This window comes from Streptomyces sp. NBC_00386, assembly GCF_036063235.1.
Taxonomy (GTDB): domain Bacteria; phylum Actinomycetota; class Actinomycetes; order Streptomycetales; family Streptomycetaceae; genus Streptomyces.
In genome coordinates this window covers 3,743,442-3,765,987 of record NZ_CP107950.1, presented here as the reverse complement: position 1 = coordinate 3,765,987, position 22,546 = coordinate 3,743,442, and the positions used below count along the sequence as shown (strand labels likewise).

Below are 22,546 nucleotides of genomic sequence, written 5' to 3'. Positions count from 1 at the left end.
CGGGCGTTCTCCGGGGAGCCGGTGGGCCGGGAGGGGTGGGGAACCTCCGGGGCCGTGGGGTGTGCGGTGGTCATCCGGCGGTGCCTTCCGTGCCGTTCCCGTGCGCGGAGGCGTCACGGCCCCGCAGGTCGTCGGCGAGCAGTTCCGACGCGTCCTGGGGCAGGCGCAGCGTGAAGACCGCCCCGCCCCCCGGCGCGTTCGCCGCGGTGATCTCGCCGCCGTGGATGTGCGCGTTCTCCAGGGCGATGGAGAGCCCGAGGCCGCTGCCCTCGGAACGCGGGCGGGACGCGCTGGCCTTGTAGAACCGGTCGAAGACGTGCGGCAGGACGTCCTCGGGAATGCCGGGACCGTGGTCCTGCACCTCGATGACCAGTTCCTCGCCCTCGCCCTCCATGCGCACCGACACCCGGACCGGTGAACCACCGTGCTTGAGCGCGTTGCCGATCAGGTTCGCCAGGATCACGTCGAGGCGGCGCGGGTCGAGCCGCGCCGTCATGCCGCGCTCGGCGTCCAGGTCGACGGCGTCCAGCCAGGCGCGCGCGTCGATGCACGCGGTGATCTGGTCGGCGATGTCCACGGCGTCGAGGATGAGCCGGGCGGTGCCCGCGTCGAACCGGGTCACCTCCATCAGGTTCTCCACGAGGTCGCCCAGACGCCGGGTCTCGCTGACGACCAGCCGTACGGCCGGCTCGATCATCGGGTCGACGCTGCCGGTCTCCGCGTCCAGTTCCTCCTCGAGGATCTCGGTGACGGCGGTGATCGCGGTGAGCGGCGTCCGCAGTTCGTGGGACATGTCGGCGACGAACCGGCGGGAGGCCTCGTCCCGCGCGCTCATGTCCGCGACCCGCTTCTCCAGCGACTCCGCCGTCCGGTTGAACGTCCGTGACAGATCGGCGAGTTCGTCCGTGCCGGAGACCCGCAGCCGGGTGTCCAGCTTGCCCTCGCCGAGCCGGCGGGCCGCGATGCCCAGCCGGTGGACCGGCTTGAGGACCGTGGTCGCGGCGGCCTGGGCCAGCAGCGCCGAGCCGATCAGCGCGAGCCCCGTCGCGATTCCCAGCGACCAGGCGAGGGAGTTGAGGTCCTTGGCCTCCGGCTCCAGGGACTTGAGCATGTAACCGGTCGTGGAGCCGTCGATCACCCGGGCCCCGCCCACGAGGTACGACTTGTCGTGCTGGGTGATCCGCTGCCAGTACAGGTGGTACGCGGACTTGTTGGTCGAGGTCAGCGGCTGCTGCTTGTGCACCGCCTTCTGGAGGGACTTGGGTACGTCCTCCAGCGTGAACGTGTCCAGCTCGGAGTTGCCGGTGATCATCTTGCCGTCGGCGGCCTCGGCGGTCAGCAGCACGCTGAAACGCTGGCTGCTGTTCGCCATCTGCACGGCCGTGCGCTGGAGTTCGTCCTGCGCCGGATGCACGGGCAGCATGCTCGCGTGGTTGCGCATCTCCTGCTGGAAGTCGCGCAGCACCGCGTCCTGGGTACGCGTCAGCACGGCCTCGCGGTTGAGCCAGTACGCGATGCCCGACGCGGACACCGCGGCGGTGAGCGCGACGAGTCCGAACACCACGACCAGCCGCAGCCGCAGGCTGGTGAAGCGCAGACCGGACAGCAACGCCTTGCGCGCCGCGGCCCAGCCGCGGAGCTTGTCCTGCGGTTTGGTCACTGAGGATTGTCCAGCCGATAGCCGACGCCACGCACGGTACGGATCAGGGTGGGAGAGGACGGAACGTCCTCCACCTTGGCGCGCAGCCGCTGCACACAGGCATCGACCAGGCGTGAGTCGCCCAGGTAGTCGTGCTCCCACACCAGACGCAGCAACTGCTGCCGGGACAGGGCCTGTCCGGGCCTGCGGCTCAGCTCCAGGAGCAACCGCAGCTCGGTGGGTGTCAGTTGCAGATCCTCACCGTTCTTGGTGACCGTCATGGCGGCACGGTCGATGACCAGCGAGCCGAACGAAGCCGAGTCGTTCGCCTCCCGCTCGCCGCGGCGCAGCACGGCGCGGATCCGGGCGTCGAGCACCCGGCCCTGCACCGGCTTGACGACATAGTCGTCGGCGCCGGACTCCAGTCCGACCACGACGTCGATGTCGTCGCTGCGCGCGGTCAGCAGGATGATCGGCAGTTGGTCGGTGCGCCGGATGCGCCGGCACACCTCGAATCCGTCGATGCCGGGCAGCATCACATCCAGCACGATCAGATCCGGTCGCTGCTCGCGCAGCAGCTTCAGACCGTCCTCGCCGGTGGCAGCGGTGGCCACGCGGTGTCCCTGGCGCGTCAAAGAGAGCTCCAGGGCCGTACGGATGGCGTCGTCGTCCTCGATCAGCAACAGGGAAGGCACGGACGTCATTCTGGCCCATGTCATGCTCGTGTATCGACTGTTGGAGCGCTCCCACTCGTCTCCCGGCCACAACGAAAGCCCTCGCGGGCGGCGTCCGGGGCCCAAGTGGTCATCTGCGTAGTCGTACCGCTCTTCTCTGTGATCGCGCTGTGCCGCGCCTGGGGGCGACCCCTGTGACAGGTCTGTGACAGTCGGCGGACACGGCCATGAAGTGGGCCCGGCAAGCTTTTCGACACAAGGGCAGGACGCACGACGGAACGAACCGAAGATCCGGGACTCCACGACGGGGGGCGCGAGATGAACACGCTGCACAGCACCAGCACTAGCGCAGTTGTCACGCGGCTCCACGACGTCAACCGGGCAGCGGAGAAGTCCGGTGCTGTGAGCCAGCGGGGGTGCGCTCGTAGCGCCGGGCGTCAGCACACCGTGTACATGACGGTGGTTGACGGTTTCACGGGGGAGAAGACCACGGCGCCTGCCGCCGTGGGCACGACGGGGGAGAAGGCTCACGGGGGAGCCGCGTACGGGGAGGGCTCGGGGGAGCGTCGTTCCGGGGCGGGGAGTGTGGAGGCCGAAGCGGCTTTCACCGCCTACGTCCAGGAGCGCCGTGCCTCCCTGTACGCAACCGCCTACCACCTGACCGGTGACCGCTTCGAGGCCGAGGACCTGCTGCAGAGCGCGCTGTTCTCGACGTACCGGGCCTGGGACCGGATCAGTGACAAGGCCGCGGTCGGGGGCTACCTCCGCCGCACCATGACGAATCTGCACATCAGCGCGTGGCGCCGCCGCAAGCTGAACGAGTACCCGACCGAGGAACTGCCGGAGACGCCCGGTGACACGGACGCGATGCGCGGCACCGAACTGCGCGCGGTCCTGTGGCAGGCGCTGGCCCGGCTGCCCGAACTCCAGCGCACGATGCTGGTCCTCCGTTACTACGAGGGCCGCACCGACCCGGAGATCGCGGAGATCCTCGGCATCAGTGTCGGCACGGTGAAGTCCAGCATCTGGCGGTCGCTCCGCCGGATGCGCGAGGACGAGGTCCTCAGCTTCGGCCGTGACGAGGAGGAGTCCTTCGGGGAGCTTGTCGCCTGAGGGTCCGGGGGGAGCGGTAACAGAGAGACGGGGGCCGGCTCCGGGGGGAGCCGGTGACGGGGACGTCGGTTCCGGGGGGAGCCGACGCCGAACGGGGTCACGGGGAAACGGGTCACGGGGAAGTCGCCGTGTCACGGGGGACCACGGGGGAAACGAAGAAGGTCCAGGCGGTCGGGGGTCCGCTTGGACCTTCTTTCGTTCCCAGGAAGCCGGAGGGCGCGGCCCCGGCGTGAGCCGGGTCCCGAAAGCCCGCGCCGGAGCGTGACCGGCGGGGGCGGGTTACGCGGTCGCCGTGGGCGCGGACGCCTGGGGCACGGACGAGGCGGCCGCCAGCCGGCCGAGCGCCTCGTCCCGGTCGCAGGGGTGGGCGCCCAGGGCGGCCTGGCGCGCCACGATGGACCGCTCGGAGCGCATCAGCCGCCAGCCGCGCCGCAGCAGGAAGGGCACCGACTTGCGGCCCTCCTTCAGATCCCGCACGAAACGGCGCCGGAACGTGGTCACCGCGCCCCGGGACAGGCACAACGCGTCGGCGAGGACACCGAGTTCGCGGCAGCGCTCGACGATCTCGGCGGCGAAGATCCCCTCCGCGATGAACAGCGGTGCCCCGCCGATGCTCAGGGCCTCGGCCCCGGTACGGGCGCTCAGGGAGATGTCGTAGACGGGGATGGTCGTACGTCCCGTACGGCACAGGTCCTCGATCGCGGCGACGGCGGTGTCCGCGTCCCACGACTTCGGGTGGTCCCAGTCGATGTCCTCGCTGCCCTCGACCTGGGGCAGCGTCGGGTCCGTGGCCTCTTTGTAGAAGTCGTCGAGGCGGAGCACGGGGAGGCCGGAAGCGGCGGAGAGAAGGGACTTCCCGGAGCCGGAGGGGCCGCAGAGCAGCACCACGCGGGCGGGTATCGGGAGAGGGGAACCCAATGGTCTGTACCTTCTGTGACGGGTCCGGCGACACCGCGCGTCGGCACGGCTCCCGCCTATTATCCCCGGCTTTGCCGAATGTGCGGACGGATGTCGCGCGGATGTGACGAGTGGCGCTGATATGCCTGTTGCCCCGCAGGAGCGAATCCGTCGCGGGGACCGCCCGGCGCGGCACCCTGTCAACTACTCTGCGTGTCGCATCAATTGCACTCCGTTCTTCACTCTCCGCTAGTCAAAGAGGAAAACCTGATGGCGCGACACGCAGCCCAGCGGAACACCCTGGCCCGTACGACCGCGCGGATCGCCGCGGCGGTCGGCGTGGTCGCTGCCGGTGCGGCCGCGGCCACCCCGGCCTTCGCGGACACGGCTTCCGCCGTGGACGTCGTACGCACCCGGCCCGCCTCGCTCGGCGATCTCGACCCGCAGGCCGGACTCCAGGCGCTGACCGGGACCGTGGGGTATGTCACGGGTCCCGTCGAGAGCCTCAAGCCCAACCCGCTGGCCGGCACCGGTGTGGACCCGCTCGACAACGCCGTGGGCACCCAGGTCGCGGACTTCAAGCCGCTGACCTCCAAGGCGCTCACCGGGCCGGTGGCGCAGGCGCAGTCGATCGGCGGCATTCCGGTGCTCGGCCAGGCGGCCGGCCTCCTGCACTGAACCTCGCGCACGGGCCGTCCGCGGCCCCTGGACATGAAGGAGCCGCGCTCCCCCTGGACGGAGGGGAAGCGCGGCTCCTTCGTGTGCGGGGCCCCGGGGACACGGATCGGGGCCCCGACATCCCGGCGCGTGGTCGCGCGGTGGTGCGGGTGGCTCAGTAGGACGAGCCCGAGGCGCCCAGGGAGCCCGTGGGGTGCCAGACCGTCTTCGTCTCCAGGAAGGCCGTGAGGCGCCCGGTCCCGGGAGTCCGCGCGTAATCCACAGCCTGTGGACGAAGAACGCGCTTCAGGTTGTCCGCGGCCGCGATCTCCAGCTCCTTGGCCAGGATCTCGTCCGCGCCGGCCAGGTCGATCGCGTTGACGTCCTGGTGCGCGGCCAGCGGGGCCGCGATCTCCGCGGTCCGGCCGGACAGGATGTTCACGACACCGCCCGGCACGTCGGAGGTGGCCAGCACCTCGCCCAGCGACAGCGCCGGGAGCGGGGACTTCTCGCTGGCGATCACGATCACCGTGTTGCCGGTGGCGATCACCGGGGCGACCACGGACACCAGGCCGAGGAACGACGACTCCTGCGGGGCGAGCACGGTGACGACACCGGTCGGCTCCGGGGAGGACAGGTTGAAGAACGGGCCCGCCACCGGGTTGCCGCCGCCCACGACCTGGGCGATCTTGTCGGTCCAGCCCGCGTACCAGACCCAGCGGTCGATCGCCGCGTCGACGACGGCCGCCGCCTTCGCCTTCGACAGGCCCTCCGCGTCGGCCACTTCGCGGACGAACTGCTCCTTGCGGCCCTCCAGCATCTCGGCGACGCGGTACAGGACCTGGCCGCGGTTGTACGCGGTCGCGCCGGACCAGCCGCCGAACGCCTTGCGCGCGGCGACGACCGCGTCACGGGCGTCCTTGCGGCTCGACTGCGGAGCGTTCGCCAGCCACTTGCCCTTGGAGTCGCTCACCTCGTACACCCGGCCGCTCTCGGAACGCGGGAACTTGCCGCCCACGTACAGCTTGTAGGTCTTGAAGACGCTCAGGCGCTGCTGCTCGGACTTCTCGGCTGCACTCATTTATCGCTCGCCCTCCGGGCTAGACGGGGCGAGGTACGCCTCCAGGCCGTGACGGCCGCCCTCGCGGCCGAAGCCCGACTCCTTGTACCCGCCGAACGGCGAGGTCGGGTCGAACTTGTTGAACGTGTTGGACCAGACGACACCCGCGCGGAGCTTGTTCGCCACGGCGAGGATCCGGGAGCCCTTCTCGGTCCAGATGCCCGCGGAGAGGCCGTACGGGGAGTTGTTGGCCTTGGCGACCGCCTCGTCCGGGGTGCGGAACGTGAGGACGGACAGCACCGGGCCGAAGATCTCGTCGCGGGCGATGGTGTGCGCCTGGGTGACGTTCGTGAAGAGCGTCGGGGCGAACCAGTAGCCGGAGGAGGGGAGTTCGCAGGCCGGGGACCAGCGCTCGGCACCCTCGGCCTCGCCCTGGTCGACGAGCGTGGTGATACGGGAGAGCTGCTCGGCGGAGTTGATCGCGCCGATGTCCGTGTTCTTGTCGAGCGGGTCGCCGAGGCGCAGCGTCGACAGGCGCCGCTTGAGCGAGTCCAGCAGCTCGTCGTGGATCGACTCCTGGACCAGCAGCCGGGAACCCGCGCAGCAGACCTGGCCCTGGTTGAAGAAGATGCCGCTGACGATGCCCTCGACGGCCTGGTCGATGGGGGCGTCGTCGAAGACGATGTTCGCGCCCTTGCCGCCCAGTTCGAGGGTGACCTTCTTGTGCGAGCCCGCGATCTGCCGGGCGATCGCCTTGCCGACGGCGGTGGAGCCGGTGAAGGCCACCTTGTCCACGTCCGGGTGCGCGACGAGGGCCGCGCCCGCGTCGCCGTACCCGGGAAGGATGTTGACGACGCCCCGGGGCAGGCCCGCCTGGCGGCAGATGTCCGCGAAGAACAGCGCCGTCAGGGGCGTGGTCTCGGCGGGCTTCAGGACGACCGTGTTGCCGGTCGCGAGAGCCGGCGCGATCTTCCACGCCAGCATCAGCAGCGGGAAGTTCCACGGGATGACCTGGCCCGCGACACCCAGCGGGCGCGGGTTCGCGCCGAAGCCCGCGTGGTCGAGCTTGTCGGCCCAGCCCGCGTAGTAGAAGAAGTGCGCGGCGACCAGGGGGAGGTCCGCGTCGCGGGTCTCCTTGATCGGCTTGCCGTTGTCCAGCGTCTCCAGGACGGCCAGTTCGCGGCTGCGCTCCTGGATGATCCGCGCGATGCGGAACAGGTACTTGGCGCGCTCGGAGCCCGGCAGCGCGGACCACTTCACGAACGCCTTGCGGGCGGCCTTCACCGCGCGGTCGACGTCCGCCTCGCCCGCCTGGGCGATCTCGGAGAGGACCTCTTCGGTGGAGGGGGAGACGGTCTTGAAGACCTTGCCCTCGGCGGCCTCGACGAACTCACCGTCGATGAACAGGCCGTAGGAGGGGGCGATGTCGACGACGGAGCGGGACTCGGGCGCCGGTGCGTATTCGAATGCGGAAGCCATGATGGATCAGTCCACCGTCACGTAGTCGGGGCCGGAGTAGCGGCCGGTGGCCAGCTTCTGACGCTGCATCAGCAGGTCGTTCAGGAGCGAGGACGCGCCGAAGCGGAACCAGTGGTTGTCCAGCCAGTCCTCACCCGCCGTCTCGTTCACCACGACCAGGAACTTGACGGCGTCCTTGGTCGTGCGGATACCGCCGGCCGGCTTCACACCGACCTGCACGCCGGTCTGGGCGCGGAAGTCGCGGACGGCCTCCAGCATCAGCAGCGTGTTCGCGGGAGTCGCGTTCACGGCCACCTTGCCGGTGGAGGTCTTGATGAAGTCGGCCCCGGCCAGCATGCCGAGCCAGCTCGCCCGCCGGATGTTGTCGTACGTCGACAGCTCGCCGGTCTCGAAGATGACCTTCAGCCGGGCGGCGCCCGAGGCCTCCTTCACGGCGACGATCTCGTCGTAGACCTTCATGTAGTTGCCCGCGAGGAACGCTCCGCGGTCGATGACCATGTCGATCTCGTCGGCGCCCGCGGCGACGGCGTCGCGCACGTCGGCCAGCTTCACGGGGAGCGCGGCACGGCCGGCCGGGAACGCGGTCGCGACCGAGGCGACCTTCACCCCGGAGCCGGCGACGGCCTCCTTCGCGACGGCCACCATGTCGGGATAGACACAGACCGCCGCCGTGGTGGGCGCCGTGCGGTCGGTCGGGTCCGGGAGGACCGCCTTGGCGCCGAGTGCCCGGACCTTGCCCGGGGTGTCCGCGCCTTCCAGCGTCGTCAGGTCGACCATCGAGATGGCGAGGTCGATGGCGTACGCCTTCGCGGTGGTCTTGATGGAACGGGTGCCGAGCGAGGCGGCTCGCGCCTCCAGGCCGACCGGGTCGACGCCGGGCAGCCCGTGGAGGAAGCGGCGCAGCGTGCTGTCGGACGCGGTCACGTCGCCGAGTGCGTGGGTGGGGGCACCACCCTGCTCGAGCGGAGTCGAGAGCTTGGGGGAGGGTGCAGAGGTGGGCATGGTCACCAGCCGAGCATATCTACGCGCGTAGCGGCTGTACAGCCCTGGGTGCGGCCGAGGGATTTTTTGCCCGCGGGGGCGGGGCGCCGGGCTGACTTCCGGGAACGGTCCCTCCGCCCACTCGCAACGAACTGGATCCCCCGTTTCTTCCGCCCCCGGCCCACAGGCCTTCTTTCGCCCCCTCCGCCCCTGCCCGGCCCACCCCGGGGCTCCGCCCCGGACCCCGCCCCTCGAACGCCGGAGGGGCTGAAACTCACGCACGCACCCCAGCGGGCGCGTACCCGCAGCCGGGATCCGGCGGAAGGGGCCGCGCCGGTACATCGATGCCCGTCGCCACCGACGGCCACGCCTCACCCAACGGCGACGGGCTGATGCACCGGCACGGCCCCGACCCACCCACCGAACCGACACCGCAAACGCCGGCGCAGCGACCCGGCGCGGCCAGGACAGGCCTATCCGGCGTGGGCGTCGATCTGCCAGCAGGCCGCTGTGAAGCGGACCTCCGTGCCGTGGACGAACGGGTCGAACGCGGTGCGGACCGATGCGACGACCCGGGCCCGGGTCGTCTCGTCCGTCTCGCGCAGGGCGATACCGACCGGGCCGAACCGGCTGAAGTACGGGGCCAGCTCCTTCTCGGGCATGACGCACGCCGCGTCGACGGCCCGGACGCCGATCCCGGCCCACCCGCTCTCCTCCAGCAGACGGCGCACCTTGCCCGCGTCCGCCAGGGCGAACTGCCCCGGCGCGTCGGGATCCCGCGCGGGCAGGTCCGGCATGAGCGGTGCCGCGGCCCGCTCGGCCGTCGTCATGAACGGGTTCTCCGCGATGTCGCGCCAGACGACGAACCGCAGCACGGCGTTCTCCTTCGCGGCCCGCCGCAGGTTGGTGAAGGCCCGTACCGGATCCGGGAAGAACATGACCCCGAAGCGGGAGACGACCCCGTCGAAGGAGTCGGGCTCGAAGACGTGGTCCTGCGCGTCGGCGCGGACGAACGAGGCCCCCGCGCCCTCCCGCTCCGCACGGACCCGGGCCGCCTCCACCATCGGCTCCGAGATGTCGACGCCGACGCACCGCCCCCGGGGACCGAGCCGGCGCGCGACGGCCACCGTCGTGCCGCCCGTACCGCAGCCGACATCGAGGACCCTGCCCCCCTGCCCCGCCGGAAACGTCTCGACGAGGAGCCTCTCCAGCGGCGCGAACAACGCGTCCACCATGTCCTGGGCCTCGACCCAGGCGTTCCCCGCCGGTCCGTTCCAGCGCGCCACCTGTTCCTTGCCCACCGTGTCGCCCGCCCCGCGCCCGGATTCCATCGCGCCTCCTCTGGTTGCCCTCACGGCTGGTTGCCCTCACGGCCTGGAGATGACACCGTCCTCCTTCAAGCCGACTTGAGGTCAAGACGATGCCGGACCTGGATATCGCCGAAGTGGCACGCCGCGCCGGAGTGCCCGCTTCGACGCTGCGGTACTACGAGGAGCGGGGACTCATCGCCCCGACCGGCAGACGCGGTCTGCGCCGGCAGTACGACCCCGCCGTGCTGGAACGGCTGGCGCTCATCGCGCTCGGGCGTTCCGCCGGGTTCTCGCTGGACGAGATCGCCCGGACGTTCGCGCCGGACGGACGTCCGCGCATCGACCCTCAGGCCCTCCTCGACAAGGCCGACGAGCTGGACCGGACGATCCGCGAGCTCGAGGTCCTGCGCGACTCGCTGCGGCACACCGCCGCCTGTCCCGCGCCCAGCCACATGGAATGCCCGACCTTCCGCCGGATCATCGGGGCTGTCGTGTCCGGCGTGGTCACGGTGCCCGCGAGGCGGACGCCGCGGGCTCCTTCGCGACCATAGTGAGACCCCACCGAGCTCAAGCACGCGGCACACGTCGGGCACAATCGGGACCATGACGACCCCCGACCACCAGTCACCCCTTCCGGACGCCTCGCGACCCGAGGCCAGGGACCGGATCTACCGGTCGCCCGCCGGTATCGCGGGCGGCGTCCTCCTTCTGCTCATCGTCGGCTGGCTCGGTTTCGACGCACTGGTCTCCGGACACGGCCGCACCCCATGGCTGGCGCTCGCCGGAATGATCCTCATCGTCCCCCTGGTCGCCGCCTTCACCCTGCGCCCCGCCGTCTACGCCAACGAGGACCGGCTGCGCGTCCGCAACCCGCTGCGTGTGATCGTGCTCCCCTGGAGCAAGGTCGCCTCGCTGCGCTCGCACTACTCGAACGAGGTGGTCGACACCTCGGGCACGAAGTACCAGCTGTGGGCGGTGCCCGTGTCGCTGCGCGCCCGCAAGAAGGCGGCCAGGCAGTCGGCGCAGGGCGAGGCCGGCCGTGGAGGCGTCGGCCGTCCGTCGTCGCCGGGCCGCGCGTCCGCCTTCGGCCGGGGCACGGCCACCGACACGCCGGTCCGGCCCGAGACCGACCGGATCATGGACGATCTGCGCGAACTGGCCGAGAACCGGGCCTCCGCGGAGGGCGCGCAGGGGGAGGTCAGGGTGCGCTGGGCGTACGAGGTGATGGGCCCCGCGCTCGCCGGCCTCGTCGTCCTGGCCATCCTGCTGGCCGTGGGCTGACGCCCTGACCGGCCGCGGGTGCGTGCTCTCGGCGTGCCGGGCGAAGGCCCTCGTACTGGACGTACTCGGGTCTTCGCCCGGTGCGGCGAGTGGGGGTGCCCCCTGCTCGAAGAGCTTGGGGGAGCGTGCCAGGCGTCGCCGGGCAGGCGCGACTTTGCGGACACGCCCTAGGGCGCGCTCGGCCACACCAGGACCATGTACGCGCCGCAGTACGCCGAACCGAGTACCGCGGCCGTGAGGCACAGTGTCCGGAAGCGGCGGGAGGCGCGGGCCAGGTGCAGGGCCGCGGGGAGCAGCAGCGGGAAGCCGGGGAGAAGGAAGCGGGCCCGCGGGAAGTAGACGCCGCCGCTGCCGAGGACGATCAGCAGCAGGACCCCGGTGAACACGAGGAGGGGGAGCGGCTGGCGGTCCCCCGCCGAGAGCGCGTACAGCGCCACCGCAGCCAGCAGGGTCACGGTCACCATCACCAGGAACAGCTCCGGTGAGGAGTTCTGCGCGAGGACCTCCCGCAGCCGCCGTACGGTCTCCGCGCCGCCGTCCCACTCGTTGTGCCACAGCCGCTGTACGGCGAGGTAGCCGTCCCAGCGGCCCAGCCTGAGGCCCACCCAGCCGACGTACGCGAGCCAGCCGGCCGGGGCCAGGACGGCCGCGGCGAGCGCCCGGACGGTGAAGCCCCGGCGCAGCGACAGCAGCGCGGCGACGGTCACGGCGGCGGCCACCGCGACACCGGTGGGCCGGGTCAGCCCCGCCAGCGCCGCCAGCGAGGCGGCCCACAGCAGCCGGCCGGTGAGGACCGCGTACAGCGCCCACGCGGCGAGCGCGGTGAACAGCGACTCCGTGTAGCCCATCCACTGGACAAGGCCCACCGGCAGGGCCGCCCACAGCACGGTCAGCAGCACGCCCACGCGGCGGCCGTGCAGGTGACTGCCCACCGCGTGGACGCCCCACGCGGCGAGGAACGAGGACACGACCGCGATCGCCAGCCCGGTCGAGGCGCGCGAGCCGGGGGTCAGGACCGCGACGGCCTTGACCAGGACTGGGTAGAGCGGGAAGAAGGCCAGGTTGTTCGCGTCGAACGCGGTGCCCAGGTGGCGCGCGTACCCGTGGTCCGCGATGCCGAGGTACCAGTCCGCGTCCCACTGGGCCGCCAGGACCGGCCAGACACCGTGATGCCGTCGGTGCGCCCAGAGCGCGAGTACGGCCAGTCCGGTGAGGCGGACGGCCGCGTAGGCGAGGAGGGCGGGGGCCGCGTGCCGCAGAGCGGCGCGGACCGCGGTGAGGAGACCGGAGGCGCCCGGCCCGCGCCGGGCGGCCGGAACGCCGGGGGCGCTCCCGCCCGGGGCGCTTCGGGGCGGGGCGGACGTCGGCCGGGAATCGGTCGAGGGCACGCGGCGGCTCCTGGGACTCGATGGTGCGCTGCCGGTAACCGTTCCTCGGTCGTCCGGTGGCGCACGGGAGCGCTGCGTCAACTGCCGTGCGGAAATCACCCGTAAGGAGGGCGGATGTGCGTGTCGGGACTTCGGCGGGAGGCGGCGGACGGGCCGCCTCCCGCCGGGCGTGGGCTCAGATGCCGGCCGCGGCCGACAGGTCCCGCTTGATCGCCGTCAGCAGCTCGGCCGCCTTCGCGTGGGCCGCCGGGAGAGCGTCGTGGCCGGCGACGGGCACCACGACCTCCAGGTAGCACTTCAGCTTGGGCTCGGTGCCGCTCGGCCGGACGATGACCCGGGCGCCGTCCAGCGTGTAGCGCAGGCCGTCCGTGGGGGGCAGCCTGTCCGTACCCCGGGTCAGGTCCTCGGCGTTGGTGATGGCCAGACCCGCGAGTTCCGTGGGCGGCTGCTCGCGCAGCCGGCGCATGGCGTTCGCGATGACCGAGAGGTCCTCCACCCGCACCGAGAGCTGGTCGGTGGCGTGCAGCCCGTACGCGACGGCGATGTCGTCGAGGAGATCGAGCAGGGTCCGGCCCCGCTCCTTGAGCTCCGAGGCCAGCTCGGTGATCAGGAGGGCGGCGGTGATGCCGTCCTTGTCGCGTACGCCGTCGGGGTCGACGCAGTAGCCGAGCGCCTCCTCGTACCCGAACCGCAGCCCCTCGACCCGGGCGATCCACTTGAAGCCGGTGAGAGTCTCCTCGTACGGCAGGCCCGCGCCCTCGGCGATCCGGCCGAGCAGCGAGGAGGAGACGATCGACTCGGCGAAGACGCCGCGCGCGCCGCGCCGCACCAGGTGCTCGGCGAGCAGCGCCCCGACCTCGTCGCCGCGCAGCATGCGCCAGTCGGCGCCGGCCTTCACCGCGACGGCGCACCGGTCGGCGTCCGGGTCGTTGGCGATGATCAGGTCGGGTTCCGCCGCGCGGGCCGCCGCGAAGGCGAGGTCCATCGCGCCGGGCTCCTCCGGGTTGGGGAAGGCGACGGTCGGGAAGTCCGGGTCGGGCTCCGCCTGCTCGGCGACGAGCACCGGCTCCGGGAACCCGGCCCGCGCGAAGGCCGCGAGCAGTACGTCCTTGCCGACGCCGTGCATCGCCGTGTAGACGGTGCGGGCGGTGCGCGGCGAGCCCTCGGCGAGGACGGCGTCCGTACGGGCGAGATAGGCGTCCAGGACGCCCTCGTCGAGGGTCTCCCAGCCGGACTCGGGGCGGGGCACGTCGGCGAGCGCGCGGACCGCGTCGATCTCGGCGGCGATCTCCGCGTCGGCAGGCGGAACGATCTGCGAACCGTCGCCGAGGTAGACCTTGTAGCCGTTGTCCCGGGGCGGGTTGTGGCTGGCGGTGACCTCCACGCCCGCGACCGCGCCGAGATGCCGTATGGCGTAGGCGAGGACGGGTGTGGGCAGCGGCCGGGGCAGGACGGCGGCGCGCAGGCCGGCGCCCGTCATCACGGCCGCCGTGTCCCGGGCGAAGTCCGCGGACTTGTGGCGGGCGTCGTAGCCGATCACCACGAGTCCGCCGGTGTGCCCCTGGGCCTTGAGATACGCGGCGAGTCCGGCCGCGGCCCGGATGACCACGGAACGGTTCATCCGCATCGGGCCCGCGCCGAGCTCACCGCGCAGACCCGCGGTGCCGAACTGGAGCGTCCCGCTGAAGCGGGCGGTCAGCTCGGTGACGTCCTCCGCCTCGACGAGCTTCGCGAGTTCGTCACGGGTCTCCGCGTCGGGGTCCTCGGCCAGCCACGCCTTGGCCCGCGCGACGATGTCGTCCTGCACCTGGGGTGCACCTCTCTTCGGTCGTACGGTTCCGTGTGCCCGGGTCGTCGTGCCCCCGGTGCCGGGGGCGGACACCCGTCGCCTACAGACGATCCAGCACCTGGGTCAGAAGTTCCCCCATGCGCGTGGCCGAGTCGCGGCCCGCCTGGAGGACTTCCTCGTGGTTGAGGGGCTCGCCCGTCATGCCGGCGGCGAGGTTGGTGACGAGGGAGATGCCGAGCACCTCGGCACCCGCCTCACGCGCGGCGATGGCCTCGAGGGTCGTCGACATGCCCACCAGGTCGGCGCCGATGACGCGGGCCATCCGGATCTCGGCGGGCGTCTCGTAGTGCGGGCCGGGGAACTGCGCGTAGACGCCCTCCTCCAGGGAGGGGTCGACCTCCTTGCACAGCGCGCGCAGCCGCGGCGAGTACAGGTCGGTGAGGTCCACGAAGTTCGCGCCGATGATCGGCGAGGTGGCCGTCAGGTTGATGTGGTCGCTGATCAGCACGGGCTGGCCGGGGCGCATGCCCTCGCGCAGTCCGCCGCAGCCGTTGGTGAGCACGATGGTCTTGCAGCCGGCGGCGACGGCGGTACGGACACCGTGCGCGACGGCGGCGACCCCGCGGCCCTCGTAGAAGTGGGTGCGGCCGAGGAAGACCAGGGCGCGCTTGTCGCCGATCCGGTACGAGCGGATCGTGCCGCCGTGGCCCTCGACCGCCGGCGGCGGGAAGCCGGGCAGCTCGGTGACCGGGAACTCGGCCTCGGGGGTGCCGAGGGCGTCCACCGCGGGAGCCCAGCCCGAGCCCATCACGAGGGCGACGTCGTGGGTCTCGGCGCCCGTCAGCTCACGCAGGCGCGTGGCGGCGGCGTCGGCGGCGGCGTGGGGGTCGCCCTGGATGTCGTCCGGAAGAAGAGATGCGTTCACGCGCAAGAGCGTAGCCGGTTTGTTCCTACGCGCGTAGATGACGGTGCTCACGGTCTTGCGATCGTTGTCTTGTCGTTTCCGACAAATGGGTGGGGAGGGTGGGGGTGCGAGGACGCCCCTGCGACCGGGCGGGACGGGCGGGCGGGTGGGAAGGACGCCGCGGAGCGGCGGGGCGACGAGGGTGCCCTGGCGACGGAGCGAGCCGGGTCGGGAGGATGGGCGAAAGCGCCGCGGAGCGGCGAGGATTCCGCCGCGGAGCCCCGGCGCGTGCCGGGGGGCGGACCTCAGCAGGGCCGCTTGCGCAGCTCCATGACGTAGTCGTGCGGTGCGCCGGCCGACTCGGCGGCGTCCGCCAGTTCGCCCAGATAACGCGCCGAGGGCAGTCCCCCCTCGTACCCGTTCAGTACGTAGACCCACGCCGGTTCCTCACCCTCCAGAGTGTGCACACGTACACGCATCCGCCGGTATATGTCGAGGCCGACACCCTCCCAGCGGTCCATGGAGTCCTCGTCCGGCGGCGCAATGTCGTACAGCGCCACGAAGACCTGGGACCGGGGCGCCTCGACGATCGTCGCGAGCGCTCCTTCCCAGCCCATGTGCTCGCCGCCGAAGGTCAGCCGCCAGTCGTTCAGCCAGCCCGTGGCGCGCAGCGGCGAATGCGGGGCGCGGCGCGTCATGAGCCGCGGGTCGAGATTGCCGGCGTACGCGGCGTAGAGCGACATGGGGTCGAGGGTACGGCAGCGGCACGTACGCCTCTCGCGTAACAAAGTGGCTCGGATGCGCCGTACTCGGGGCCCCTGGGCGGAAGCACCTTGAAGCGTGCGGGACAATGGAGTACGTGACTCGGATCGTGATCATCGGTGGCGGACCCGGCGGATATGAAGCGGCCCTGGTGGCCGCGCAGCTCGGCGCGGAGGTGACCGTCGTCGACTGCGACGGTCTGGGCGGGGCGTCGGTGCTCACCGACTGCGTGCCGTCGAAGACTCTTATCGCCACGGCCGAGGTGATGACGACCTTCGACTCCTCCTACGAGGAGCTGGGGATCATCGTCGCCGACGACACCCCACCCATGGAGCAGGCGGCCAAGGTGGTCGGCGTCGACCTCGGCAAGGTCAACCGCCGTGTGAAGCGCCTCGCGCTCGCCCAGTCGCACGACATCACCGCCTCGGTGACCCGCGCCGGCGCCCGGGTGCTGCGCGGCCGCGGACGGCTGGAGGGCATGCAGGCCCTGGACGGCTCCCGCAAGGTCGTCGTGAGCGCCGCGGACGGCACCGAGGAGACCCTCACCGCCGACGCCGTGCTCCTGGCCACCGGCGGGCACCCGCGCGAGCTGCCCGACGCGCAGCCCGACGGCGAGCGCATCCTGAACTGGACCCAGGTCTACGACCTCGACGAGCTGCCCGAAGAACTCATCGTGGTCGGTTCCGGTGTCACCGGCGCCGAGTTCGCCGGCGCCTACCAGGCACTCGGCTCCCGCGTCACCCTCGTCTCCAGCCGCGACCGCGTGCTGCCGGGCGAGGACCCCGACGCCGCCGCCGTCCTGGAGGACGTCTTCCGCCGCCGCGGCATGAACGTCATGGCCCGCTCCCGCGCCGAGTCCGCCAAGCGGGTCGGCGACCGGGTCGAGGTCACGCTCTCCGACGGCCGGGTCATCAGCGGCACGCACTGCCTGATGGCCGTCGGCGCCATCCCGAACAGCAGCGGGATGGGCCTGGAGGAGGCCGGCGTCAGGGTCCGCGACTCCGGGCACATCTGGACGGACAGGGTCTCCCGCACGACCGCTCCGGGCGTCTACGCGGCCGGTGACGTGACCGGCGTCTTCGCCCTCGCGTCCGTCGCCGCCATGCAGGGCCGTATCGCCATGTACCACTTCCTCGGCGACGCGGTGGCCCCGCTGAACCTGAAGACGGTCTCCTCGAACGTCTTCACCGACCCCGAGATCGCCACCGTCGGCTACTCCCAGGCGGACGTCGACGCGGGCAAGATCGAAGCCCGGGTCGTGAAGCTGCCGCTGCTGCGCAACCCGCGCGCCAAGATGCAGGGCATCCGTGACGGCTTCGTCAAGATCTTCTGCCGCCCCGGCACCGGCATCGTGGTCGGCGGTGTGGTCGTCTCCCCGCACGCTTCGGAGCTCATCCACCCCATCTCGATCGCGGTCGACAACAATCTGACGGTCGAACAGATCGCGAACGCGTTCACCGTGTACCCGTCCCTGTCCGGCTCGATCGCCGAGGTGGCACGACAGCTGCACACCCGGAAGACCTCGGGCGAGGGCTGACACCTTTCGGTGACTCCCCGCTGGTCACGGGGAGTTGGTGACGCTGCGCAGGGAACGGGTGCCGCGAGTGGGCACGTATACCACTTAGCACCCTGCCATGCGAACAACTTCTGTTATTCGGCGCAAACTGCTGAAAGCAGACGGTCGTTGGGGTTACTGTCAGTTTCGTGTTCGCTGCAGAACGTCGCCAATTGATCCTCGAAATGGTGCGAGCAAACGGGGCCGTGTCGCTCCGTGAGCTCGCCCGCGTCGTCCAGACCTCCGAAGTGACCGTACGGCGGGACGTGCGCGCGCTGGAGGCAGAAGGACTCCTCGACCGCCGGCACGGCGGTGCGGTATTGCCGGGCGGGTTCACGCGGGAGTCCGGCTTTCCGCAGAAATCGCATCTCGCGACCGCCGAGAAGACGGCCATCGCCGATCTCGCCGCGGGTCTCGTCGAAGAAGGCGAGGCCATCGTGGTGGGGGCGGGTACCACCACGCAGGAGCTGGCCCGCCGGCTCGCGCGGGTGCCCGGTCTGACCGTCGTCACCAACTCCCTGCTGGTGGCCCAGGCGCTGGCCCATGCCAACCGCGTGGAGGTCGTGATGACCGGCGGCACCCTGCGCGGTTCCAACTACGCACTGGTCGGCTCGGGTGCGGAGCAGTCCCTCCAGGGGCTGCGTGTCTCCCGGGCGTTCCTCTCCGGGAGCGGTCTGACCGCCGAGCGCGGACTCTCCACGTCCAACATGCTCTCGGCGTCCGTGGACCGTGCTCTCGTCCAGGCGGCCGCGGAGGTCGTGGTCCTCGCCGACCACACGAAGCTCGGGACGGACACCATGTTCCAGACCGTGCCGACCGACCTCATCACCCGCCTGGTCACGGACGAGCCGCCCGCCCATGACGACCGTGCGGCCACCGAACTCCAGGCCCTGGCCGATCAGGGCGTGCAGATCGCGGTGGCCGGGTCTTCGGCGGGCGGTGCGGGAGGGGATCCGCTCCCGGCGGGGCGCCAGCCGCGTCGGGACGTACCTCTCCCGGGCCCGCGCCGCGGCCAGGTGGTCCCGGGCTCGGGACCGCAACTACGGAGTGCGACGGTGATGGGGGACCAGCCCCCGGCCGAAAGAGCACGGGTGGCCGATCTCCGACGCCGCTGAGCGGTGTCGGCGGGACGGTGACGCCGGGGGCTGAAATCCTCGGCGGACAGCCGGACAGCCGGACAGCCGGACAGCCGGACAGCCGGACAGCCGGACAGCCGGACAGCCGGACAGGTCGGCTGACGAGGTCGGGCGGCGGGCCGTGGGCCGGATCGGCTCACGGAGTCGGGCGGTGGGCCGGGTCGGCCGGCGCCATCGGGCCGCCGAGTGGCCGGGTGGGCTCACGGTCTCGGGCCGCGAGCCAGGCCGGCTCACGGTTTCAGGCCGCGCAGCGTCAGGCTCAGCAGACGGTCGGCCAGCGCGGGGTCGTCCGCGGTTTCCTCCGCCGCCAGCGCGATCGCGTTGGTCAGCTGGAGGAGATCACCGATCGAGACGTCGGGGCGTACGGCCCCCGACTCCTGGGCGCGCAGCAGCAGGGCGCTGCCCGCCTCACGCATCGGGCCACTGCACCGGGCGAGGTGTGAACCCTCGTCCCGCGAGGCCGACATGAGGGCGCGTGCGAGCCCTCGGTACTCACCCGCGTGCGCGATGATCTCGCGCAGCCACTCCACCAGGGCGGTGCACGGCTGCGGGGCGTCGAGCAACTCCCGCGAGCGGGCCAGCAGATCGTTCACGGCGTCCTCGAAGACCGCGCTCATCAACGCGTGCCGATTCGGGAAGTGCCGGTACAGCGTGCCGATTCCGACGCCCGCGCGCCGGGCCACGTCCTCCAGGGACGTGCCCGTGCCGCGCTCGGCGAACGCGGAGCGCGCCTCGGCGAGCAGTCGTCCGTAGTTGCGCCGGGCGTCCGCCCGCATCACGCGCGGGGTTCCCGGACCCGTGGCGGGTCCGGACGTGCCGGCCCGGTCCCTCGCGGTCGCGCCCACCATGGCTTCCACCTGCCCTCTCCCACCGCCCGGCTGTGCTCCAGAATGCCACCGGCGGCTCCCGGACGGACATCCGCGGGCTCCGCGCCGGACCGCTCGAAGCATCATGGACGGTTGCGCGGACGGGGACCCGAGCGCCGCCGTGGACGGGGTCCGCCCCGCACGGTGAAGCGCCCGGCGGGCCGCAGATGCGGTCCACCGGGCGCTTCGGACGCGATGACGGGCGCGTCACCCGTTCGTGCTGCTCAGTCCTTGATCTCGCAGATGGGGGCGCCGGAGGTGACGGAGGCGCCGACCTGTGCGCTGAGGCCCTTGACGGTGCCGGAGCGGTGCGCGTTCAGGGGCTGTTCCATCTTCATGGCTTCCAGGACGACGATCAGGTCGCCTTCCTTGACCTCCTGGCCCTCCTCGACGGCCACCTTGACGATGGTGCCCTGCATCGGGGAGGCGAGGGTGTCGCCGGAGGCGGCCGGGCCGGACTTCTTGGCGGCCCGGCGCTTGGGCTTGGCGCCGGCGGCCAGACCGGTGCGGGCCAGCGACATGCCCAGCGAGACGGGCAGCGAGACCTCCAGGCGCTTGCCGCCGACCTCGACGACCACCGTCTCGCGGCCGGGCTCGTCGTCGCTCTCGGTGTCGGCCGGGGCGGTGAACGGCTTGATCTCGTTGACGAACTCGGTCTCGATCCACCGGGTGTGGACGGTGAACGGGTCGCTGGAGCCGGTCAGCTCGGGGGCGAAGGCGGGGTCGGTGACCACCGCGCGGTGGAAGGGGATCGCGGTGGCCATGCCCTCGATCTGGAACTCGGCCAGCGCGCGGGCGGCCCGCTGCAGGGCCTGCTTGCGGGTGGCGCCGGTGACGATCAGCTTGGCGAGCAGTGAGTCCCAGGCCGGGCCGATCACGGAGCCGGACTCCACGCCCGCGTCCAGACGCACCCCGGGGCCGGACGGCGCGGCGAAGGCGGTGACGGTGCCGGGGGCGGGCAGGAAGCCCCGGCCCGGGTCCTCGCCGTTGATACGGAACTCGATGGAGTGCCCGCGCAGTTCGGGATCGCCGTAGCCCAGTTCCTCGCCGTCGGCGATGCGGAACATCTCCCGGACCAGGTCGATGCCGGCGACCTCCTCGGTGACCGGGTGCTCGACCTGCAGACGGGTGTTGACCTCCAGGAAGGAGATCGTGCCGTCCATGCCGACCAGGAACTCCACCGTGCCGGCGCCGACGTAGCCGGCCTCCTTCAGGATCGCCTTGGACGACGCGTACAGCTCGGCCACCTGCGCATCCGACAGGAACGGCGCGGGGGCCTCCTCGACCAGCTTCTGGTGGCGGCGCTGCAGCGAACAGTCACGGGTGGAGACCACGACCACGTTGCCGTGACTGTCGGCCAGACACTGCGTCTCCACATGGCGGGGCTTGTCGAGGTAGCGCTCCACGAAGCACTCACCGCGCCCGAAGGCCGCGACCGCCTCACGCACCGCCGACTCGTACAGCTCCGGCACCTCCTGCAGCGTCCGGGCCACCTTCAGACCACGCCCGCCACCACCGAAGGCGGCCTTGATCGCGATCGGCAGACCGTGCTCCTCGGCGAACGCCACCACCTCCTCCGCACCCGCCACCGGGTCCGGGGTACCGGCCACCAGCGGCGCGCCCGCGCGCTGCGCGATGTGCCGGGCGGCGACCTTGTCACCCAGGTCCCGGATCGCCTGCGGCGGCGGGCCGATCCAGATCAGCCCGGCGTCGAGGACGGCCTGGGCGAAGTCCGCGTTCTCCGAGAGAAAGCCGTAACCCGGATGGACGGCATCCGCGCCCGAGTCCTTGGCGGCCTGCAGCACCTTGGCGAAGTCCAGGTAACTGGAGGCCGGAGTGTCACCGCCCAGCGCGAACGCCTCGTCCGCCGCACGGACATGCAGAGCGTCCCGGTCCGGTTCCGCATACACGGCAACGCTCGCGATCCCGGCATCCCGACATGCTCGGGCCACGCGGACAGCGATTTCGCCACGGTTGGCGATGAGCACCTTGCGCACGATGGCTCCCTCCTTGAAAACAAGCCGAGTTTAGGGACAGCCAACACGACGTTTCGAGCTGTCCCCAGTGGTGAGCTTGCCCACACGGAGCGTGATACGAGGCTCGCCCTACCCGCGAAATCCCTTGTCGTGCCATGGCACGCGGGAATCCCTGCCTGAACCCTAGCCCTCAGGTGTGGTCAAGGTCTCTGTGGCTCCGTGCTGCGGCCCACAACGATTCTTTGTCGAGTCCCTACGAATGGCCCAACGATTCTTTGCCCTCGGCCGAACCCTTGTCCCCGGGTTTACCCGTTAGTAGCGTTCGGGATGTCTAAGACGTACTTGGGGTAACAGCACGCGGAAGTGGGTGGGGCCGGTGGTGCGCAGACCGCTGGTGTGGGTGGCGGCGATCGTGCTCTTCGTGGAGGCGATAGGTATCGCCCTCCTGAACTGGTTCCTCGGCGTGGTCGTCGACCGCCAGGACATGTCCATGGCTGGACTCGACTCCGACATGATGGCGCGGTCGTCGAAGATCGGCGGTCTGGTCTTCGGTCTCTACTTCCTGGCCTGTGCCGTGTCGGCCCTGCTGGTCGCGCTCCGACAGCGCCCACCGGGCCTTCTCGGGCGTCTCCTGCTGATCAGTGCCGCCGTGGTGCACGTCCTGCTCGGCGCCTTCACGGTGGGCCTGGTGGGCTGGGGAGCATTCACCTTCATGATGGTGGTGCTCGCGTTGATCGTGTTCACCCTCCTGGCGTACGACGGCCGCGAGACCGGCCCCGTCGACGCCGCGCCGGAGACCGGCGGGACGGGTGACGGCGAGGGGGACGCGGCCGAGGCGGGGAGCGCCGGCCTCGGGGAGGGCGTCGCCGCCGGGAGTGTCGACCTGGGGAAGGACGTCGGGGCGAAGGGCGCCGAGACGACGAGCACAGAGGCGACGAGCACCGACGTGACGAGCGCTGAGGTCACGGGCGCCGAGGCGAAGGGCGCCGGCGTGGAGGAAGCCGCGGTCGCGGTGTCTGCCTCTTCGGTGTCCTGACGGCTTTCTGATCGCTCCATCGGCCGTCCGGCCGCCCCGGGTG

At 71.5% G+C, this 22,546-nt stretch carries 19 protein-coding genes and 1 pseudogene; 7 read left to right on the top strand and 13 right to left on the bottom strand.

The window, feature by feature from the left end; all coding sequences use genetic code 11:
- Nucleotides 1-70: 70 nt before the first annotated feature.
- Both OG780_RS16390 and afsQ1 read right to left on the bottom strand, forming a co-directional pair.
- Complete coding sequence (locus OG780_RS16390) at nt 71-1,660, bottom strand: HAMP domain-containing sensor histidine kinase (RefSeq protein WP_328448915.1); 1,590 nt, start codon at nt 1,658-1,660, stop codon at nt 71-73.
- Nucleotides 1,657-2,334, bottom strand: a complete 678-nt coding sequence (gene afsQ1, locus OG780_RS16385; protein ID WP_037625670.1) for a two-component system response regulator AfsQ1 — start codon at nt 2,332-2,334, stop codon at nt 1,657-1,659. The genes OG780_RS16390 and afsQ1 overlap by 4 nt, the downstream gene beginning before the upstream one ends.
- Nucleotides 2,335-2,631: 297 nt before the next feature.
- Between afsQ1 and OG780_RS16380 the strand changes: the two genes are divergently transcribed.
- A complete protein-coding gene (locus tag OG780_RS16380) occupies nt 2,632-3,426 on the top strand; it encodes a SigE family RNA polymerase sigma factor (RefSeq protein ID WP_328448912.1) in 795 nt (264 codons plus the stop codon).
- 279 nt (nt 3,427-3,705) lie between these two features.
- On the opposite strand, the gene OG780_RS16375 is transcribed toward OG780_RS16380, so the two are convergent.
- Nucleotides 3,706-4,344, bottom strand: coding sequence for a uridine kinase family protein (locus tag OG780_RS16375; RefSeq protein WP_328448910.1), 639 nt, complete (start codon nt 4,342-4,344; stop codon nt 3,706-3,708).
- A 249-nt stretch (nt 4,345-4,593) separates the two neighbouring features.
- Between OG780_RS16375 and OG780_RS16370 the strand changes: the two genes are divergently transcribed.
- Nucleotides 4,594-5,001, top strand: coding sequence for a hypothetical protein (locus OG780_RS16370; protein ID WP_328448908.1), 408 nt, complete (start codon nt 4,594-4,596; stop codon nt 4,999-5,001).
- Nucleotides 5,002-5,155: 154 nt separating this feature from the next.
- Here the strand turns inward: OG780_RS16370 and OG780_RS16365 are convergent, their stop codons facing one another.
- The 4 genes from OG780_RS16365 to OG780_RS16350 all read right to left on the bottom strand — a co-directional run bounded on the left by OG780_RS16365 (nt 5,156) and on the right by OG780_RS16350 (nt 9,831).
- Entirely contained in the window at nt 5,156-6,061 is a 906-nt protein-coding gene (locus tag OG780_RS16365) for an aldehyde dehydrogenase family protein (protein ID WP_328448906.1), read from the bottom strand.
- Nucleotides 6,062-7,519 carry an aldehyde dehydrogenase family protein gene (locus tag OG780_RS16360; protein ID WP_328448904.1) on the bottom strand — a complete coding sequence of 486 codons (1,458 nt, stop codon included), beginning with the start codon at nt 7,517-7,519 and terminating at the stop codon, nt 6,062-6,064.
- Between the two features lie 6 nt (nt 7,520-7,525).
- On the bottom strand, nt 7,526-8,521 hold the full coding sequence (gene deoC / locus OG780_RS16355; RefSeq protein ID WP_328458170.1) for a deoxyribose-phosphate aldolase: 996 nt from the start codon (nt 8,519-8,521) through the stop codon (nt 7,526-7,528).
- A 452-nt stretch (nt 8,522-8,973) separates the two neighbouring features.
- The gene (locus OG780_RS16350; RefSeq protein ID WP_328448901.1) at nt 8,974-9,831 is read right to left on the bottom strand and encodes a class I SAM-dependent methyltransferase; all 858 of its coding nucleotides are present in this window, start codon (nt 9,829-9,831) and stop codon (nt 8,974-8,976) included.
- A gap of 89 nt (nt 9,832-9,920) precedes the next feature.
- Between OG780_RS16350 and OG780_RS16345 the strand changes: the two genes are divergently transcribed.
- Together OG780_RS16345 and OG780_RS16340 are read left to right on the top strand one after the other, a co-directional pair.
- The gene (locus tag OG780_RS16345; RefSeq protein WP_328448899.1) at nt 9,921-10,361 is read left to right on the top strand and encodes a helix-turn-helix domain-containing protein; all 441 of its coding nucleotides are present in this window, start codon (nt 9,921-9,923) and stop codon (nt 10,359-10,361) included.
- 52 nt (nt 10,362-10,413) lie between these two features.
- Nucleotides 10,414-11,091 (top strand): PH domain-containing protein, encoded by a 678-nt coding sequence (locus tag OG780_RS16340; RefSeq protein WP_328448897.1) that lies wholly within the window; start codon nt 10,414-10,416, stop codon nt 11,089-11,091.
- Nucleotides 11,092-11,258: 167 nt separating this feature from the next.
- On the opposite strand, the gene OG780_RS16335 is transcribed toward OG780_RS16340, so the two are convergent.
- The 4 genes from OG780_RS16335 to OG780_RS16320 all read right to left on the bottom strand — a co-directional run bounded on the left by OG780_RS16335 (nt 11,259) and on the right by OG780_RS16320 (nt 15,915).
- Nucleotides 11,259-12,479 carry a hypothetical protein gene (locus OG780_RS16335; protein WP_328448895.1) on the bottom strand — a complete coding sequence of 407 codons (1,221 nt, stop codon included), beginning with the start codon at nt 12,477-12,479 and terminating at the stop codon, nt 11,259-11,261.
- Nucleotides 12,480-12,654: 175 nt separating this feature from the next.
- Nucleotides 12,655-14,286 carry a phospho-sugar mutase gene (locus tag OG780_RS16330; protein ID WP_328448893.1) on the bottom strand — a complete coding sequence of 544 codons (1,632 nt, stop codon included), beginning with the start codon at nt 14,284-14,286 and terminating at the stop codon, nt 12,655-12,657.
- Nucleotides 14,287-14,368: 82 nt separating this feature from the next.
- On the bottom strand, nt 14,369-15,193 hold the full coding sequence (locus OG780_RS16325) for a purine-nucleoside phosphorylase (protein ID WP_328448891.1): 825 nt from the start codon (nt 15,191-15,193) through the stop codon (nt 14,369-14,371).
- Nucleotides 15,194-15,477: 284 nt separating this feature from the next.
- Nucleotides 15,478-15,915, bottom strand: coding sequence for a gamma-glutamylcyclotransferase (locus OG780_RS16320; protein ID WP_328448889.1), 438 nt, complete (start codon nt 15,913-15,915; stop codon nt 15,478-15,480).
- A gap of 107 nt (nt 15,916-16,022) precedes the next feature.
- On the opposite strand from OG780_RS16320, the gene OG780_RS16315 reads away from it, so the two are divergent.
- Both OG780_RS16315 and OG780_RS16310 read left to right on the top strand, forming a co-directional pair.
- Complete coding sequence (locus OG780_RS16315) at nt 16,023-17,471, top strand: NAD(P)H-quinone dehydrogenase (protein ID WP_328448887.1); 1,449 nt, start codon at nt 16,023-16,025, stop codon at nt 17,469-17,471.
- 167 nt (nt 17,472-17,638) lie between these two features.
- Nucleotides 17,639-18,604, top strand: a complete 966-nt coding sequence (locus OG780_RS16310) for a DeoR/GlpR family DNA-binding transcription regulator (protein ID WP_326785860.1) — start codon at nt 17,639-17,641, stop codon at nt 18,602-18,604.
- A 251-nt stretch (nt 18,605-18,855) separates the two neighbouring features.
- On the opposite strand, the gene OG780_RS16305 is transcribed toward OG780_RS16310, so the two are convergent.
- Both OG780_RS16305 and OG780_RS16300 read right to left on the bottom strand, forming a co-directional pair.
- Nucleotides 18,856-19,401 (bottom strand): TetR/AcrR family transcriptional regulator, encoded by a 546-nt coding sequence (locus OG780_RS16305; RefSeq protein ID WP_328458168.1) that lies wholly within the window; start codon nt 19,399-19,401, stop codon nt 18,856-18,858.
- Nucleotides 19,402-19,715: 314 nt separating this feature from the next.
- Nucleotides 19,716-21,488, bottom strand: a complete 1,773-nt coding sequence (locus tag OG780_RS16300; RefSeq protein ID WP_328448882.1) for an acetyl/propionyl/methylcrotonyl-CoA carboxylase subunit alpha — start codon at nt 21,486-21,488, stop codon at nt 19,716-19,718.
- A gap of 355 nt (nt 21,489-21,843) precedes the next feature.
- Between OG780_RS16300 and OG780_RS16295 the strand changes: the two are divergent.
- Nucleotides 21,844-22,284, top strand: a pseudogene (locus OG780_RS16295) (hypothetical protein); the annotation flags it as partial.
- Between the last annotated feature and the right edge of the window lie 262 nt (nt 22,285-22,546).